This is a genomic window from Desulfopila sp. IMCC35008 (genome assembly GCF_010646885.2).
In the GTDB taxonomy this organism is placed as follows: domain Bacteria; phylum Desulfobacterota; class Desulfobulbia; order Desulfobulbales; family Desulfocapsaceae; genus Desulfopila.
This window is the reverse complement of the sequence record NZ_CP050700.1, coordinates 5,596,486-5,613,353: the sequence shown is the minus strand read 5'-3', so window position 1 is coordinate 5,613,353 and position 16,868 is coordinate 5,596,486. Positions and strand designations below refer to the sequence as shown.

Genomic DNA, 16,868 nt, shown 5'->3' with positions numbered 1-16,868 from the left:
CACACAGAGTCACTCATTTCTACATGCTACAAGTAAGGCGACTTTTTTCACAACATAGACGCAGTATTCATAATACATTTGGCTACCCCTGGGATGAGACCCAACCCCTCACCTTTGCCAACTCATCTCCCCAACCTGGATTAACCCTTCTTTCAAGAAACATCCTGAACAGATCATTGACAATGTTAACAAGTTCTTCGAATAGAAAAACCCGCTCAAGTATCATACCTTCAGCTTCCTCAGGATTACCTTCATCCCCTTCAGACTGTGCTGTTTTAGGAAGTTTGACATTGCGGTATTCCATGAGAGCTGCTGCAAGGGTGAAATTGAACTCATAATCACCTTTAGTGATCTGAATTCTCGCCTGCTCAAGTTTTTTTCCCATCTTCAGGCCAGTACGTGCTTCCTGGAGTTCGGTTTGCAAACCTGAACAAATGAGTTTTTCGTTTGTTTCTCCTTCACCAAATTCGAGTAACATATGTTTTTCAAAAACAACGATAATATCACCGAAATTCTCAATTTCGATACTACCACCACGTTCCTCACTCTTCCACCATAGCCAGGTAAGAAATTCCTGACCAAGAAATCTTTTTTCCTGTATAAGATCGACTAAATCCATTGTATCTTCCGGGTTTAATAATAAAAATATTTAAGGGTTATCACACAAAGATATCTGGATTTACCCTGGCGAGATTCTCGCAAGCTTCATCATTCAACAGGTGTTCACCTACGATATATGGTATTTGTTGACGCAACATTACACCGAATGTTTCATGAAAATAATCTTCAAGAAGCGCATGGGCCTTCTTGTTCGTGGTAAAAAAGAACACGGTTGAGTCAGAAAGGTTCCAGCACAGATCATAAACAACAGGTACCGGAAAAGCCTTTCTCATTAATTCCGTCCGGACCCGCTCCTTGATTTCCACCTTTAGGGATCTGGCAAGTTTCGGAATCTGCTTCTCTTTTTTCACCCGTTCCTCTTCTTTTTGTACAAACTTCTTAAGAATGGCCGGTGAAACCTTTCTCTCATCAACACGTAAACTGAGAACAATATAATCCCCGGCAGCATATGATCCGAATTCAAACTGGGAATCAAACATGTTTAAAACGGATACCCAACCGATCGAATATTCGTCAAATGTTTCATCAATATCCTCAAAAGAGTATGCAACTACCCGTTCAGCAATATAATCCAGGGGCGATTCAGGTAACTCCCCTTCCACACTGAAACGGACAAAACTCGCCGAACCATTTAAAAAACCCATAAAAGTTCCTATCTATATTTATTTGCGGTGGACCGAACGAATCCCGCTTAGTCCTAAAATCATATGCGTGTATCTTGATAAATGAAGGTGGGATATAATTTACGTCCAATCGTAAACCATCAGGAAACCACGTCACATTAGGAATACCAGTAATCAACAAACGATGAAATCTGTTTTATAGCATATTCCCAAAAGTCTCAAAATAATTATGCACTTTGTTGAAAAATTTATGAAGAGTCAGGCATATAGGATAATCATACCTTCGATTTATATCTTGACCTTATCACTCGCGGATGATTAAATCTAAAAAAAGGTAAGTTTTTTTATTGACAAGCCGTCCGCATTTTTGTAAATATCTTCGCCTCAGCGGGTCGTTAACTCAGTCGGTAGAGTATCTGCCTTTTAAGCAGAGAGTCGTTGGTTCGAGCCCAACACGACCCACCAGAAAATATGTCCCCATCGTCTAGTCAGGTCCAGGACACCGGCCTTTCACGCCGGCAACACCGGTTCAAATCCGGTTGGGGACGCCATATATAAAAGGCGCTGCTTAATTTTTAAGTAGCGCCTTTTCTATTTATTCTATATCAATTTTTTTCACTGATATTTCGCGTATTTTTTCTACTTGCCACGGATAACTGTTTCCATCTGATATTCGCCGGAATACATTCCAGTGCCGATCACTTTCAGACTCACCAGGGCAGTCCTCTAGAAAGTGTAAGCCTCTGGATTCTTTACGATATTTAGCAGACTCAACGATAAGATTAGCAATAATTGCAATATTTCGCAGTTCAATCAGCCCAGTAGAAATGTGGTAATTATGGTAATGTGATTCTATCTCTTTTACAATTTCCGATAGCTGCTGTGAGGCAAGTTTGAGTCTTTTTTCATTGCGAACAATGCCAACATAATTCCACATAATCCTGCGAATCAGATCCCAGTTATGGTTTATGAGAATCTCTTCATCAAGAAATACTGCGCCATCATCTACCCAATTATCAATAGACCCATGCTTATAGTTTTTCCATAGTTTTCTGTTTTCGCGACAAAATGTGGCTGATCTATGGGCGTAAACCACTGCTTCAAGCAGAGAATTGCTCGCTAACCGATTCGCGCCATGCAACCCTGTACATGCTGTCTCTCCAAGACAAAACAGATTATCAACGCTGGTTCGCCCCCAATAATCTGTCAAAACACCGCCACACATATAGTGAGCAGCCGGTACAACTGGAATAGGCTTTGACGTTATATCGATACCTAACTCCTTACACTTACTGTAAACCCCTGGAAATCTATTCCTTACAAAGTCACTATCCTTATGAGAAATATCAAGATATACACAATCACATCCTGAAATTTTCATTTCCTTATCAATGGAGCGTGCAACCATATCCCTGGTGGCTAACTCTTTTCTATTGGGGGCGTATTTTTCCATAAATCTTTCTCCACTCGAATTGAGTAGAATTCCGCCCTCACCTCTGACAGCTTCTGTGATAAGGAAATTTTTAGCCTGTGGATGATATAAGCACGTTGGGTGAAATTGAACAAACTCCATATTCGCGACTTCTGCACCAGCACGTAACGCCATAGCGACACCATCACCAGAGGCAATATCTGGATTACTTGTATAGAGATAAACTTTCCCGGCACCCCCGGTACAAAGAACTGTAACCCCTGCCTCATATACTTCTATCTTTTCATCTTTTAAGACATAAGCTCCTACACATTTCTCCTTTTCATTTGATACACTCTTATTTTTATCCAGAATAAGATCTACACAAACACTATTCTCTTCAACAATTACTGAAGGTTTACGCTTGATAGTCTCAAGTAAGGCCTCTTCTATAGCCCTCCCCGTCAGATCAAAAGAATGAGCCACTCTTCTTTTAGAGTGTCCACCCTCTCTACCAAGATTGAGTTTCCCTGGATTGTCTCGTGATTCAACAAAGTTAACTCCAATATCTATAAGGTCTTTTATGCGTTCCGGACCTTCTTCAACAACCGTTTTAACTGTCTCATAAGAACAAAGTCCTGCTCCTGACTTTAGCGTATCTTCAATATGATATGAGAAATCATCATCCTCATCGAGTACAGCAGCTATACCACCCTGGGCAAGATTTGTTGCAGTATCAACATCTTTCTTTTTGGTCACGATACATACCGTCCCAAGGTCTGCTACTCTCAATGCAAACGATAATCCTGCGATACCCGATCCAATTATTAAAAAATCACATTTCATTAATTATTCCTCTGTGGTGGCATATCAATACAATGTCCGCCATAATGAACTGAACCACTATTTATGTATAAGATAGCCCAAAATTGAGACCATCCGTCCAGCGAAACAGCTGTTTAGCTGCCTCCCTATAAATATAACATCTAAATGTTTCACGTGAAACAATTGTTAAACTTTAGGTAAAACAATACCATAGTTAAAAAAAATATACCTGTTTTTCAAATAAACATTGTTCCGGCGGCCTAATTGGGCTAAAAACCATGGAGGAGTTCTTCTTTTTCACTATTTTTGAGGAAAACAAATGCAAAACGGTCAAAAAATCATTGCGGTGGCAAACCAGAAAGGAGGTGTTGGCAAAACAACATCATCTATCAACCTTGCAGCAGCTCTTGCCAAGAAAAGAAAAAAAGTTCTTTTGATTGATTCAGATCCTCAAGGAAATGCGACGAGTGGTGTGGGTGTTAATCCACGCGCATTAAAAAATCATATTTATGCTGTATATTCGGGTAAATCTTCTATCGACAAGGCTATATGTTCAACTTCAGATAAATACCTTGATATATTACCGTCCAATATTGACCTCGTTGCTGCAGAAATAGAATTAGTAAACGCTGTTGATAGAGAGAAATCATTGCAAAAGGCAATACAATCCACCTCCCTTGATTACGAGTATATTCTGATTGATTGTCCCCCCTCCCTCGGCTTACTCACCGTCAATTCTCTTACGGCAGCACACTCCGTCTTGATTCCAATGCAGTGTGAATATTTTGCTATGGAGGGCTTGGCTCAACTCGTAAATACCATACGATCCGTAAAAAAAGCGTATAACAGTACTTTATTTATTGAAGGTTTACTTCTAACAATGTTTGATAAAAGGAATAAACTAACATTTCAAGTTGCTGAGGAGTTATCAAAGCATTTCCCAAAACAGATTTTTAAGACTGTTATTCCGAGAAATGTGCGTTTAAGCGAGTGTCCTAGTCACGGAATGACAATTGTTGACTATGATAAAAAGTCAACAGGAGCCAAAGCATACAAGAAATTAGCGAATGAATTCTTAAGAAACCAAAAGGAGATATGATAGAAATGGCTAAAACTACAGGTCTCGGACAAGGTGTTGGTCTTCTTTTTGGTGATGAGGAGGAAGAAAAATATTTCTTCTGTGATGTTAATAAAATAGAACCTAACAGATTACAACCTCGTACTCATTTCCATGATAATGATTTAGAAGAATTAGCTGACTCCATACGAGAAAATGGGGTTATTCAACCACTAATTGTTCAGTCTGAAAAAAACACTGGTATATATTCACTCATCGCGGGTGAACGTAGATTGCGCGCCTCGAAGTTAGCCGGGCTAGAGGAAGTTCCTGTGGTAGTAATGGATGTTGAGAATGATGATGCTCTACTTGAATTAGCTCTTATTGAAAATATCCAGCGAACAGACCTCAACCCTCTTGAAGAGGCCGAGGCATACAATAACCTCATTAAAAAATTTGGATATACTCAAGAAGAAACAGCTAAACGTGTTGGAAAAAAGAGATCAACAATAACTAACGCTTTGAGATTATTAAACCTTCCTGATTTCATAAAAGATGATATTGTTCAAGGTCAACTTTCTGAAGGTCATGGTAGAGCCTTATTGCGTATTTCTGATGACTTAGTTGCCGTAAAAGAAATACGTGACCTCATTATTCAAAAGAAACTCTCAGTTAGACAGACAGAGAAGCTGGTCAAAAAATCTGCTTCTTCAAAAGCGAGTGTTCGAAAAAGGATAACACCTGTAGGTGATGACATCCCCTCATCCTATTGTAAATCCATGATCAACCAACTTACCAATAAGTTATCTTCAAAGGTGTATATCAATCAGAATGGGTCCCGGGGTAAACTTGAGATAGAATATTATTCCGCTGATGATCTGGAACGCCTTATTTCTGTAATTTTAGCAGAAGATAAAGTTTAATAATTTGAGCTACTTTAACTATTAACTCTAAATAACTGCCGATGAAACTTTCAACAAAACACTTTTTTGCAACAATATTTACTTTGGCCCTTTTAATTTCCATAACATGCTCTTCTGCTTCTGCAAAGATGGTCAGTGTAAAGGGAAATGACATTAATTTGCGAACTGGGCCAGGTAAGGATAACCCTGTTAAATATGAGTTAGGTACTGGATTTCCTTTGAAAATTGTATCGAAGAAGGGTCAATGGATTAAGGTATCTGATTTTGAGGGTGATGTCGGATGGTTACACAAGGATCTTGTGAATTCGAATCCCCATATGATCGTAAAAGCCAATAGAAATTCCAAGAAAAAAATAAATATTCGGAGTGGTCCGTCTACAAAAAATGAAATTGTAGGAAAAGCCTACTATGGTGTTGTTTTTGAAACGCTCAATCAAAAATCAGGGTGGGCTCAGGTAAAACACGAAACGGGTCTTGAAGGTTGGATTAAAAGATCTCTTCTTTGGGGTTTCTAGATTGTAAAGATAGTTTTACACACTCTTACACAATTTAGAGATACTATCCTCTCCTGGTATAAGAAGTCCGGCTAAACTCAGTTATCGTTTTCATTATAAATATACAAATAAAAAAAAGCCTGATTACTATCGCGTAATCAGGCTTTTTATATCCTGGCGGAGAGAGAGGGATTCGAACCCTCGGTGGAGTATTACCCCCACACTCGCTTAGCAGGCGAGCACCATCGGCCAACTCGGTCATCTCTCCTAAGAGGTAATGTGGCGGAGGGAGTAGGATTCGAACCCACGGTACTTTCGTACAACGGTTTTCAAGACCGCCGCCTTAAACCACTCGGCCATCCCTCCGTGCTGTGTCCTTGTACCATTAGATTTCTTCGTTGTCAACAATCTGAATTTGGTAGAAGAAAAACATTTAAAAAATACTCACATTTTTGTAATGTGTATTATATGAATATTTCAATTTGGGAATTTTCAGTTTTCAAGCTTCACATGTAGTACTTACCCACTATCCTATATTTCAAGATGACAATATTCACTTTTTGATCAATTAACAGTCCCTTATACGAAATATTTGGCTATATTTCAATTACATTAAGTAAGCATTTATGCAATAACACCTAAAAATACCTACCCTAAAATGTTGGAAGATAACTACCATATAGAAGTACAATTACAGGATCTGACCTGTCTCTACGAGATTACAAAACGACTCGCTTCATCTATGGATTTGCGTGAATGTCTGGAAAAATCCATGCGGCTCCTGGCAGACATGAAGCAAATGGAAAACGGGACTGTCACTATTGTCAACCCTTTGACCGGAAAGCTCGAAATTGAAGTAGCCTACGGTATTACAGCCGAAGGAAGAAAAAGAGGCAAATATAAGATAGGTGAAGGAATCACTGGCCGGGTCGTGTCCACTGGTGAACCTATTATTGTTCCGCATATTGCAGAGGAACCTCTATTTTTAAACAGGACAAGATCCAGGGGAGACATTAAAGATCAGAAAAGATCGTTTCTCTGTGTACCTATTAAAGACGGTAAACAGGTTATCGGTGCACTGAGTGTAGACCGTATTTACGAGGAAGGAATTGGTGAACAGGCTAATACTGATTTACAGTTCCTTACCGTATTATCGGGTTTAATCGCTCAAACAACTATGCGTATACAATCGGTGAATAGGGAGAAAGAGGAACTCCATACAGAAAACCTTAAATTAAAACGTGAACTATCCCAAAAGAATCGTATCAATGATATCATAGGTAATTCGTCTAAAATGCAGGATGTCTATGAAATGATTCACAGGGTAGTTGATTCAAATGCCACTGTTTTACTGCGTGGCGAATCGGGAACAGGAAAAACCCTTGTGGCAAAAGCCCTTCATTACAATTCCAAAAGAGCTGATAAACCTTTTATTGTAGTAAACTGTTCGGCCTTACCTGAAACGTTGCTTGAGAGTGAACTATTCGGACATGAAAAAGGGTCTTTTACAGGGGCCAACGAGCGAAAAATTGGTCGTTTTGAACAAGCTGAAGGAGGTACTCTTTTTCTCGATGAAATTGGTGAGATAAGTAATTCAGTTCAGGTAAAATTACTCCATGTTGTTCAGGAAAGAAATTTTACCCGATTAGGATCAACTAAAGCTATAGACTGTGATGTGCGGCTTGTTGCTGCAACCAACAGGGATCTTGAAAAAGCAGTTCGGGAAGGGGCATTTCGTGAAGATCTCTACTACAGGTTGAATGTTTTTCCAGTATATATGCCATCTCTACGAGAAAGGCGCACCGATATCCTCCTTATTGCAGAATTTTTTCTTGATAAATTCAGCAAGGAAAATCGAAAAAAGATTAGAAGGATTTCAACTTCTGCTATCGATATGCTTGTTCAGTATCATTGGCCAGGTAATGTACGGGAATTACAGAACTGTATGGAAAGGGCTGTACTTATTTGTGATGAGGATACTATTAAGGGTATTCATCTTCCTCCAACCCTCCAAACTTCTGAACCTGTGAGTGCTGATAATCCACTTTCCCTCACTTCATCGGTTGAAAACTTTGAGAAGGAACTTATTATAGACGGTCTAAAGAAGAACAATGGCAACCAGACAAAAACAGCGAAATTCCTTGATACCAGTTTGCGGATTATAAACTATAAAATTCACCAGTATAATATCGATCCAAAAAAATATAAAATCTAGGTCATTATATAAATAAATTGCGACAGTTTATAATCGTCTTTTCCGGTTGTAACATATCTTTTTCCTCGACTATTCATCTGCATTGAGGTTTTCGTATTGTGAAGTTACTTCTGCATTCCTGTTGTGGGCCCTGTACTGTGTATCCTTACAGGGTGTTACGCCAAAACTATGATATATCAGTATATTTCTTTAATCCGAATATTCATCCATATCAAGAATTTATCCGTCGAAAAGATACTCTTCTCGACTTCTGCAACAAAAATGATTTAGAGATTATAGGCAAACAGGAATATGGATTACGAGAGTATTTACGAAAGGTTGTCGGTGACGAAGACAATAAATGCACACATTGTTATTCGTGGCGTATGGAAGAAACTGCTCTCATGGCCTGCAAATTTGGTTATAACGCATTCACCACCTCTCTTCTCTATTCTAAATATCAGGATCATATACAATTAAAGAGATTTGGTTATACACTTGCCGAAAAGTATAATATCTGTTTTGTCTATGAAGATTTTCGTGTGGGCTGGCAGGAAGGAATTGATGAATCTATTCAACTTGAGATGTATCGTCAACCCTACTGTGGCTGTATCTATAGTGAACAAGAACGGTACGACAAAAAATTTAAAAGAAAAAATTGAGTGAAAAAATGGTATCAATCATCGTCCTCGCAACAGGCAATAAAAACAAGATTAAGGAGTTCAGGGAGATATTAAAGGATTTTCCTGTCGAGTTGAAATCTCTTGCGGACTTCGGTCCCCTTCCTGAAGTAATTGAAGATGGTGAAACCTTTGATGATAACGCCTACAAAAAGGCCCTCCACACGGCAAGGGTTCTAGGCTTACCGGCTATAGCTGATGATTCCGGTTTGATTGTAGATGCCCTGAATGGTCAACCCGGAGTCTATTCAGCCAGGTATGCCGGAGAAAATGCCACTGACGAAGAAAACTGTGCGAAACTTCTCAAGGAAATGGAAGCTATAGATGATCGGTCTGCTCGATTTAAATGTGTAATTTCCATTGCTGTACCTTCTGGCCCTGCACTCACCTATGAATCGAGTTGTGAGGGTACAATTCTACGTGAAAAGAGAGGTCAAAGTGGTTTTGGTTATGATCCCCTTTTCTACTTTGAAGATTTTGGCAAAACCTTTGCCGAATTAACAATGGATGAGAAAAACAAGGTGAGTCACCGCGGTAAAGCTGTTGCGGAGTTAAAGTCGGAGATTCCTCAAATTCTTAAATGGCTGGAACAGAGGATATTGGAGGAAAAACCACCAAAACCTGATCATAATGAATTTATTGACAATGATTGGTCCAAGTAAATTGTAGCATAAATTGATTATTCAATTTTTAGTTCTCTCTTGAGCAGGTCTTCAACAGCTTTTGAACAATCCTTGTTGTTATAGAGGATTTCATAGACCTGCTCAAGAATTGGCATATCTATATTGAGTTTTTGTGCCAGTCCATACACAGATCTGGTTGTTTTTACACCTTCTGCAACCATATCCATTTCTTCAATAATCTGTTCTAATTTAATTCCTTGCCCAAGTTTTAATCCGACACTTCTGTTCCGACTTAAGTCACCTGTACAGGTCAACATTAAATCACCAATACCGCTCAACCCAAAAAAAGTTTCACGATCGGCACCAACTGCAACTCCAAAACGGGTCAATTCAGCTATACCCCGAGTTATAAGTGCTGCCCTGGTGTTCATTCCGTAACCAAGACCATCGCAGATCCCTGCTCCTATTGCGACTATGTTCTTTAAAGCAGCACTTATTTCCAGTCCTATTACGTCCGTCGCGGCATATACCCTGAACGTAGGGGTAACAAAACATTTTTGGAGATATTTTGCGGTATCAATATCACTGCATCCGATGGTGACTGCAGTTGGCAGATTTTGAGCGACTTCTTTGGCAAAAGACGGACCTGATAAAACAGCGGTTCGTATTCGCTTAGCTATCTGTAATTCCTTGTTAATATCATCAATAACCTGACTCATAGTCATGAGAGAACTGATTTCGATTCCTTTAACAGCTGAAACGACACAACATTTCTCCTCAAGTAACGGTGCAACATTTCTATATACTTCACGAAATCCATGAGATGGCACAACCATAGTAACAATATCGCATCCTTTAACAGCATCACCTAGATTCGAAACAGGATGAATATTTTCCGGAAGAATAAATCCGGAGAGGTATTTTTTATTTTCCCTCTCCGATTGAAGCTTTGCTATGTCGCTACGTTTATGGCCCCATAAAGCAACAGTATCATAATTTGATGCCAGGACCAGTGATAGAGCTGTACCCCACGATCCTGCACCAATTACAGCCGTTTTAGATAAGTTCTGCTTCTTCATCGCCATCTTCTGGTTCGTCCTTATCAACGATATCCATTGCGACAACTTTTTCGCCGTTGTCGAGGTTAATGAGCCGTACACCTTGGGTTGACCTGCCAATGACCCTTACAGTTGTAAGATCCATCCTTATCATCTTACCACTGTCGGCTATAAGGATAATTTCCTCATCTTCATGAACCTGCTTAGCAGCTATAATATTACCGTTCCGGTCACTCTGCTTGATCCCGAATATTCCTTTTCCGCCGCGTTTCTGGATTCTGTATTCGCTGACAGGACTTCTTTTTCCATATCCATTTTCAGTGATAATAAGGATAGAATCATCACTTGATACAACGATAGCACTCACCACAGTATCTCCTGAAGAGAGGCGCATACCGGTTACACCGGCAGCTGTTCTACCCATGGTTCTAATATCAGATTCGTGGAAATGGATAGACATTCCTTTTTGGGTAACCATCAGAATAGTGTCATCTCCGTTAAGGATATGGGCGGCAATAATTTCATCACCGTCACGTATAGTTAATGCCTTTTTCCCTTTTCGAAGCGGCCTCTTGAATTCCTGAAGGCTTGTCTTCTTTATCCTTCCCCACTTCGTGACCATCATGATGGTCTTGTCTTTATCCTCATCTTCGAAAGAAGATACAGGCAGAATTGCAGCAACTTTTTCGCCATCAGCCAATTGCAGCAGATTGACGATCGCCTTGCCTCTTGCAGTACGACCGGCTAGTGGTAACTGATAGACCTTTCTCCAGAAAACTTTTCCGTAATTGGTAAAGAAGAGAAAGGTATCAAGGGTCGACGCAACATAGAGGCTGGAAACAAAATCTTCCTCTATATTTTTTACACCTTTTACTCCTTTTCCACCCCTGTGCTGCGAACGATAAAGACTCACTGGATTACGCTTGATATATCCTGTATGAGTAACAGTCACAGCCATATCTTCAGGAGCAATTAAATCTTCTGGCAGTATTTCATCTACGGCTTCTATTATTTCAGTTCTTCTTTCATCTCCGTAGGTCTCTTTAATCTCAAGAAACTCATCCCGGATAATCTTCATAACGAGTGACTCGTCACCTAGAATTTTCCTAAGCCTTTCAATTTCAGCAAGGATATCTTTATATTCCTGAACAATTTTATCCCTTTCAAGACCCGTTAATCTCTGCAGTCGCATATCAAGAATAGTTTGTGCCTGCTTTTCTGAGAGCTCAAAGCGACTAATAAGTCCTGTTTTTGCTTCCTGGGGATTTTTTGATTCTTTGATAAGGGTAACAACTTCATCAATATTTGATATGGCTATATTCAGTCCTTCAAGGATATGCGCCTTATCTTCAGCTTTTCTCAATTCAAAGCTGGTACGTCTATAAACAACAACTTTTCTATGAAGAATGAAATGTTCTAGAATCTGTTTGATATTAAGGACCTCTGGCTTATTATTCACAATAGCCAGAAAAATAATACCGAAAGATTTCTGCATCGGGGTCATCTTGTATAACTGGTTGATGACTACATCTGCATTTTCATCCTTCTTTAACTCCATAACGATACGTAAACCGTGTCTGTCTGATTCATCACGCACTTCCGAGATGGAGTCTATTCGTTTATCTCTTACAAGTTCAGCTATCTTTTCGACGAGATGGGCCTTATTTTGTTGATAAGGAATCTCAGTCACGATTATAGCTTCCCGTTTACCGCTTTTTGATTTTTCAACATGGGTAAGTGCCCTCATAATGACCACTCCCCTGCCCGTCTCATATGCTTCCCGTATACCAGCACGTCCACATATCTGCCCACCTGTCGGAAAGTCAGGACCGGTAATAAGAGACATAATCTCGTGCACAGTAATATTCGGATCATCGATCATTGCAACAAGACCGTTTATGACCTCGGTAATATTATGCGGTGGTATATTGGTAGCCATACCTACAGCGATACCTGAAGATCCGTTTACCAACAGACTCGGTACCTTTGTAGGCATTACTGACGGTTCTGATAAAGAGTTATCGTAGTTGGGAATATAATCAACAGTTTCCTTATCCAGATCCGAGACAATCTCCCTATCGATCCTGGTCATCCGTGCTTCTGTATAACGCATAGCGGCGGGTGAATCACCATCCAGTGATCCAAAGTTACCCTGACCATCAACCAGCGGATAACGCATAGCGAAATCCTGAGCCATCCTTACAATGGTATCGTAGGCAGCTGAATCGCCATGAGGGTGATATTTACCAATTACGTCACCGACGATACGAGCGGATTTTACATACGGACGGTTATAAAAAACACCAAGTTCACGCATTGCAAAAAGAGCACGCCGGTGTACTGGTTTTAAACCATCACGTACATCAGGCAAAGCGCGACCGACGATTACGCTCATTGCATAGTCCAGATACGATTTTTTCAGTTCCTTTTCTATGGAAATTGTCGGGAACTGTTCCTCGTTTATAATATTTTCATTTGTCATATACTTTTCTTACATTTTGCGTACCATAACCACCATAAAAGGTGCGGTACATCTACGGTATCCTGACGATCAACTATTCTATGTCAAACCGGCAGATCTGTTACCTTAAATATCGAGATCCGTAACTTCCAGGGCATGATTCTGAATAAATTCCCGTCTTGGCTCGACTTTATCTCCCATAAGAGTAGTAAAAATGTCATCCGCCTGTTCGGCATCATTAATCGTTACCTGGACAAGTGTTCTGTTTTCAGGATTCATTGTAGTATCCCATAACTGTTCGGGATTCATCTCACCAAGACCCTTATAACGTTGAAGATGGCTTCCCCTGAATGACTCATCCTGAACGGTCTGAACCATCTCATTCCAGTCGGAGACCTTATTCAGACTCTCTTCGTTATTCTTGTTTATACTCTTAATGGTAAAACCGGATTTAAGGTATGGCCTTATGGATTCAAATATGGAAAGAGCCTTCCTGTATTCGTTGATAAGCGGAATCTGCGGCCCTAATGTCATCATTATCTGTACTTTTCCACGTACGGCTATATCTGCCTCATAACAGTCAGGACGCCACCTGCATGAACGGATGTTACCGATAATAAGGTCTTTCTCAGATAACTGGCTGAGCAGATTATGAACAAAGGATTCATCTGAAAACTGGTCGGCAGTGCGGATATTGTTTTCGAGGAGAAAGTACAGCATATCCTCCCAGATATTCATTCTGTTCATAAATGCGACAATACGCTGATAGACGGAAAGTTTCTCAAGAATGGTAATCATATCCGCACCAGTAAGTTCATACTGGCTCTCATCATCGTCAATTATAACAGACATCTTTTCACTGGCCTGACTGAAAAGATGGCTGTTTAAGGTCGATTCATCAAGAAAGTATTTCTCCTTTTTTCCTTTGCCGAGACGATAGAGCGGAGGTTGTCCGATATAGACAAAACCACCCTGTACAAGAGGCAGCATCTGACGATAAAGGAAGGTAAGGAGCAGTGTCCGGATGTGGGCACCGTCAACATCGGCATCTGTCATTATAATGATCTTATGATACCTCAGTTTCTCGATTTCAAACTCTTCATTTCCTATGCCGCAACCAAGGGCAGCAATAAGCTGTTTAATCTCTTCACTGTTGAGAATTCGGTCAAACCTGGCTTTCTCAACATTCATTATTTTTCCGCGTAGTGGCAGGATGGCCTGGATTGATCTGTCCCTCCCCTGTTTCGCAGAACCACCGGCAGAATCACCCTCGACGATAAATATTTCTCTTTTCGCAGGATCCTTTTCCTGGCATTCGGCCAATTTTCCGGCCATCAACAATGATGTTGACCCCTTTTTCCGAGATAAATCGCGAGCTTTCCTGGCTGCGTCCCTGGCTCTGGCGGCATCCACCACCTTTGTCAGTATTTTTTTGGCTATTTGAGGATTTTGCTCAAAAAATATTGTTAGTTGTTCAGTGCAGACAGATTCAACAATAGATTTCACCTCGGAATTACCGAGTTTTGTTTTGGTCTGTCCCTCAAACTGCGGATCGGGAACACGAACTGAAATGACACAGGTCAGACCTTCACGTACATCATCGCCTCCCATCTTCTCCTTGAGGTTTTTAGGAACAACATCGTCATTAGCATACCTGTTGATGCATTTTGTCAATGACGACCTGAATCCGGCAACATGAGTACCACCTTCACGTGTATTGATATTGTTGACAAAACTAAACAAACGTTCCGAATAACCGTCGAAATATTGAAAGGCTATCTCAACTTCAACCTGGTCTTTCTCACCTTTAAGAAACAGTGGTTCCGGGAACACCGGGGTACGCTTTCGGTTGAGGTATTCCACATACGAGACGATACCGCCGGAAGCATGAAACTTATCTTCTTCACCGCTTCTTTCATCTTTGAGGTGAATACGAATATCTTTGTTTAAAAAAGAGAGTTCACGTACCCGGTTTTTGACTGTTTCGTATTCATAAACAGTTGTTTCAGTGAAGATCCCTGAGTCAGGTGTGAAAGTGATGGTCGAACCGGTTTTCTCAGAGGTACCGATTACTTCAAGTTCACTAACCTTATCACCGTACTCATAGGATTGGGTGTAAATATTTCCATTTCGCCTGACAACAGCTGTTGCCTTTGAAGAAAGGGCGTTAACAACAGACACACCTACACCATGCAGACCACCGGAAACCTTATAGGTTGAATGATCAAATTTGCCGCCTGCGTGGAGCGTGGTCATAACCAGCTCAAGAGCAGAAATTTGTTCTGTAGGATGCATGTCAACGGGAATACCTCGACCGTTGTCTTCTACCGTTACAGAGTTGTCTTCGTGAATTGTAATTCTGATTCGGTCACAATAACCGGCAAGGGCCTCGTCAATACTGTTATCGACAACCTCCCAAATAAGGTGATGAAGCCCCACCTCAGAGGTTGAACCAATATACATGGCGGGACGCTTTCGAACAGCCTCCAAACCATCAAGAACCTTAATCTGTTCCGCACCGTAATTGTTATTTTCTTCTGTCACTCTTGTTATCCTTTATGGTAAGCCCTGAGCATCAATTATAATTGCATGGGCATGATAATACTTATAAAACCTTTATCGTCTTCTGATTTGATGAGGCAGGGACTGTTGTTGGAATTTATATAAGCCTGTACTGTTTCGCATTCCATTACCTGCAATGTTTCAAGGAAGTACCTGCAGTTAAAGCCTAGCGTCAAGGGTTCTCCTGTATAGCTGATGGCCTGCTCATCCTTGGCATTTCCCAGATCAGCATTCTGGGAAGTAAGAATCATCTTGTTATTGTCTATCTGTAACTGGATGGTGTGAAATATATCCTCTGTAAAGAGGTTGATCCTTTTTAAGGACTCTAGAAAGGGAATTCTGTTAATTTTAGCACAGTTTTCAAGCTGAACTGCTTCCATTATAGTCTGGTATTGGGGAAATTCACCGTGTTTTAACCGAATAACCATAACCGCGTCACCATCACGGACGATCATCTGTTTTTCTTCAAAGGAAATTTCAATACTATCCCTGGCCTCACAGAATTTTTTCATTTCCTGTATACCTTTTTTCGGGATAAGTGTGACTGCGTTTAGTTGTAATTGATCTATATCGGAAGCGACATCTTTTTCCATGATAGAGAGACGATGACCATCACTTGATATCATTTTGAGATACGATAGACCATCCCTGTGTTCTTTCTCAAAAAGTACAGAGGTCAGTGAATAGATGTTTTCCTGTTCGTTGGCTATGGAAAAAATGACCTTGTCGATCAACTCCAGGAAAATATGTGATTCGAACTGAACGAATGAATCATCTTTGTATTCAGGAAATTCAGGATATTCGACACTGGGCATACCGGCAAGATTGTAGGTACTCAGTCCTGCTGTAATGACAACCCAGCTGTTGTCTTTTTCTTCAATGGTGATGGTGTCTGATCCTGATTCCCTGACTATCTCAAATATCTTTTTGGAAGGAAGGGTAATAGTACCTTCTTCAGCATGAATCTCTGCAGGTATAAAAAGCCGTAATCCTACCTCTAAATCCGTTCCGGTCAGGATGAGACCATTAGACTGCGTTTCAATAAGAACGTTAGACAGGATGGCAAGAGTTCCCTTTTTATTGGTAATGTTCTGGAGGCTGTTAAGACCTTCTAAAAAATCATTTTTCGTTATTGTGCAATGAAAGGACATGGGTGACTCCTTATCTTGATCCTTCTATTATGTTTTTTATATTATTTTTATTAAAGGTGTTAATCTGTGAATAACGTATTTATCTATCTAATTTTCTGTTAAAAAAAATCTACATTTGGCAATGTTCAAAAAGAGCGGTTATTGTTCAAATCCGTTTATCAACAGGGTTATCAACAGGATGTTGG

At 40.2% G+C, this 16,868-nt stretch carries 13 protein-coding genes and 4 tRNA genes; 8 read left to right on the top strand and 9 right to left on the bottom strand.

Annotated features, from left to right (window positions below; all coding sequences use genetic code 11):
* Window positions 1–82: 82 nt before the first annotated feature.
* Entirely contained in the window at window positions 83–619 is a 537-nt protein-coding gene (locus GA520_RS24000) for a hypothetical protein (protein WP_163335943.1), read from the bottom strand.
* A 40-nt stretch (window positions 620–659) separates the two neighbouring features.
* Window positions 660–1,265 (bottom strand): recombination-associated protein RdgC, encoded by a 606-nt coding sequence (gene rdgC / locus GA520_RS23995; RefSeq protein WP_163335942.1) that lies wholly within the window; start codon window positions 1,263–1,265, stop codon window positions 660–662.
* A 368-nt stretch (window positions 1,266–1,633) separates the two neighbouring features.
* Here rdgC and GA520_RS23990 point away from each other — a divergent pair.
* Both GA520_RS23990 and GA520_RS23985 read left to right on the top strand, forming a co-directional pair.
* Window positions 1,634–1,709 (top strand) — tRNA-Lys (locus GA520_RS23990).
* Window positions 1,710–1,717: 8 nt separating this feature from the next.
* Window positions 1,718–1,795 (top strand) — tRNA-Glu (locus GA520_RS23985).
* A 44-nt stretch (window positions 1,796–1,839) separates the two neighbouring features.
* Here GA520_RS23985 and nadB read toward each other — a convergent pair.
* Window positions 1,840–3,501, bottom strand: a complete 1,662-nt coding sequence (gene nadB, locus GA520_RS23980) for an L-aspartate oxidase (RefSeq protein ID WP_163335941.1) — start codon at window positions 3,499–3,501, stop codon at window positions 1,840–1,842.
* Window positions 3,502–3,799: 298 nt separating this feature from the next.
* Here nadB and GA520_RS23975 point away from each other — a divergent pair, with 298 nt between their 5' ends.
* Genes GA520_RS23975 through GA520_RS23965 form a run of 3 tightly spaced genes read left to right on the top strand, consistent with a single transcriptional unit; the run spans window position 3,800 to window position 5,975 of the window.
* On the top strand, window positions 3,800–4,579 hold the full coding sequence (locus tag GA520_RS23975) for a ParA family protein (protein WP_163335940.1): 780 nt from the start codon (window positions 3,800–3,802) through the stop codon (window positions 4,577–4,579).
* Window positions 4,576–5,460: a ParB/RepB/Spo0J family partition protein gene (locus GA520_RS23970; protein ID WP_240910032.1), complete on the top strand. Its 885-nt coding sequence runs from the start codon at window positions 4,576–4,578 to the stop codon at window positions 5,458–5,460. The genes GA520_RS23975 and GA520_RS23970 overlap by 4 nt, the downstream gene beginning before the upstream one ends.
* Before the next feature lie 41 nt (window positions 5,461–5,501).
* The gene (locus GA520_RS23965; RefSeq protein WP_163335939.1) at window positions 5,502–5,975 is read left to right on the top strand and encodes an SH3 domain-containing protein; all 474 of its coding nucleotides are present in this window, start codon (window positions 5,502–5,504) and stop codon (window positions 5,973–5,975) included.
* Window positions 5,976–6,129: 154 nt separating this feature from the next.
* Here GA520_RS23965 and GA520_RS23960 read toward each other — a convergent pair.
* Window positions 6,130–6,222, bottom strand: a tRNA-Ser gene (locus tag GA520_RS23960).
* Window positions 6,223–6,234: 12 nt separating this feature from the next.
* Window positions 6,235–6,320 (bottom strand) — tRNA-Ser (locus tag GA520_RS23955).
* 292 nt (window positions 6,321–6,612) lie between these two features.
* Between GA520_RS23955 and GA520_RS23950 the strand changes: the two genes are divergently transcribed.
* The 3 genes from GA520_RS23950 to GA520_RS23940 all read left to right on the top strand — a co-directional run bounded on the left by GA520_RS23950 (window position 6,613) and on the right by GA520_RS23940 (window position 9,490).
* Window positions 6,613–8,169: a sigma-54-dependent Fis family transcriptional regulator gene (locus GA520_RS23950; protein WP_163335938.1), complete on the top strand. Its 1,557-nt coding sequence runs from the start codon at window positions 6,613–6,615 to the stop codon at window positions 8,167–8,169.
* A gap of 152 nt (window positions 8,170–8,321) precedes the next feature.
* Window positions 8,322–8,810 (top strand): epoxyqueuosine reductase QueH, encoded by a 489-nt coding sequence (locus tag GA520_RS23945; RefSeq protein ID WP_240910031.1) that lies wholly within the window; start codon window positions 8,322–8,324, stop codon window positions 8,808–8,810.
* A gap of 8 nt (window positions 8,811–8,818) precedes the next feature.
* Window positions 8,819–9,490, top strand: a complete 672-nt coding sequence (locus GA520_RS23940) for an XTP/dITP diphosphatase (protein WP_163335936.1) — start codon at window positions 8,819–8,821, stop codon at window positions 9,488–9,490.
* A 17-nt stretch (window positions 9,491–9,507) separates the two neighbouring features.
* Here the strand turns inward: GA520_RS23940 and GA520_RS23935 are convergent, their stop codons facing one another.
* The 4 genes from GA520_RS23935 to dnaN all read right to left on the bottom strand — a co-directional run bounded on the left by GA520_RS23935 (window position 9,508) and on the right by dnaN (window position 16,683).
* Entirely contained in the window at window positions 9,508–10,530 is a 1,023-nt protein-coding gene (locus GA520_RS23935) for an NAD(P)H-dependent glycerol-3-phosphate dehydrogenase (RefSeq protein WP_163335935.1), read from the bottom strand.
* A complete protein-coding gene (gyrA, locus tag GA520_RS23930) occupies window positions 10,508–12,991 on the bottom strand; it encodes a DNA gyrase subunit A (protein WP_205749184.1) in 2,484 nt (827 codons plus the stop codon). The genes GA520_RS23935 and gyrA overlap by 23 nt, the downstream gene beginning before the upstream one ends.
* A 105-nt stretch (window positions 12,992–13,096) precedes the next feature.
* Complete coding sequence (gene gyrB / locus GA520_RS23925) at window positions 13,097–15,514, bottom strand: DNA topoisomerase (ATP-hydrolyzing) subunit B (RefSeq protein WP_163335934.1); 2,418 nt, start codon at window positions 15,512–15,514, stop codon at window positions 13,097–13,099.
* A 35-nt stretch (window positions 15,515–15,549) separates the two neighbouring features.
* Window positions 15,550–16,683: a DNA polymerase III subunit beta gene (gene dnaN / locus GA520_RS23920; RefSeq protein ID WP_163335933.1), complete on the bottom strand. Its 1,134-nt coding sequence runs from the start codon at window positions 16,681–16,683 to the stop codon at window positions 15,550–15,552.
* Window positions 16,684–16,868: the final 185 nt, after the last annotated feature.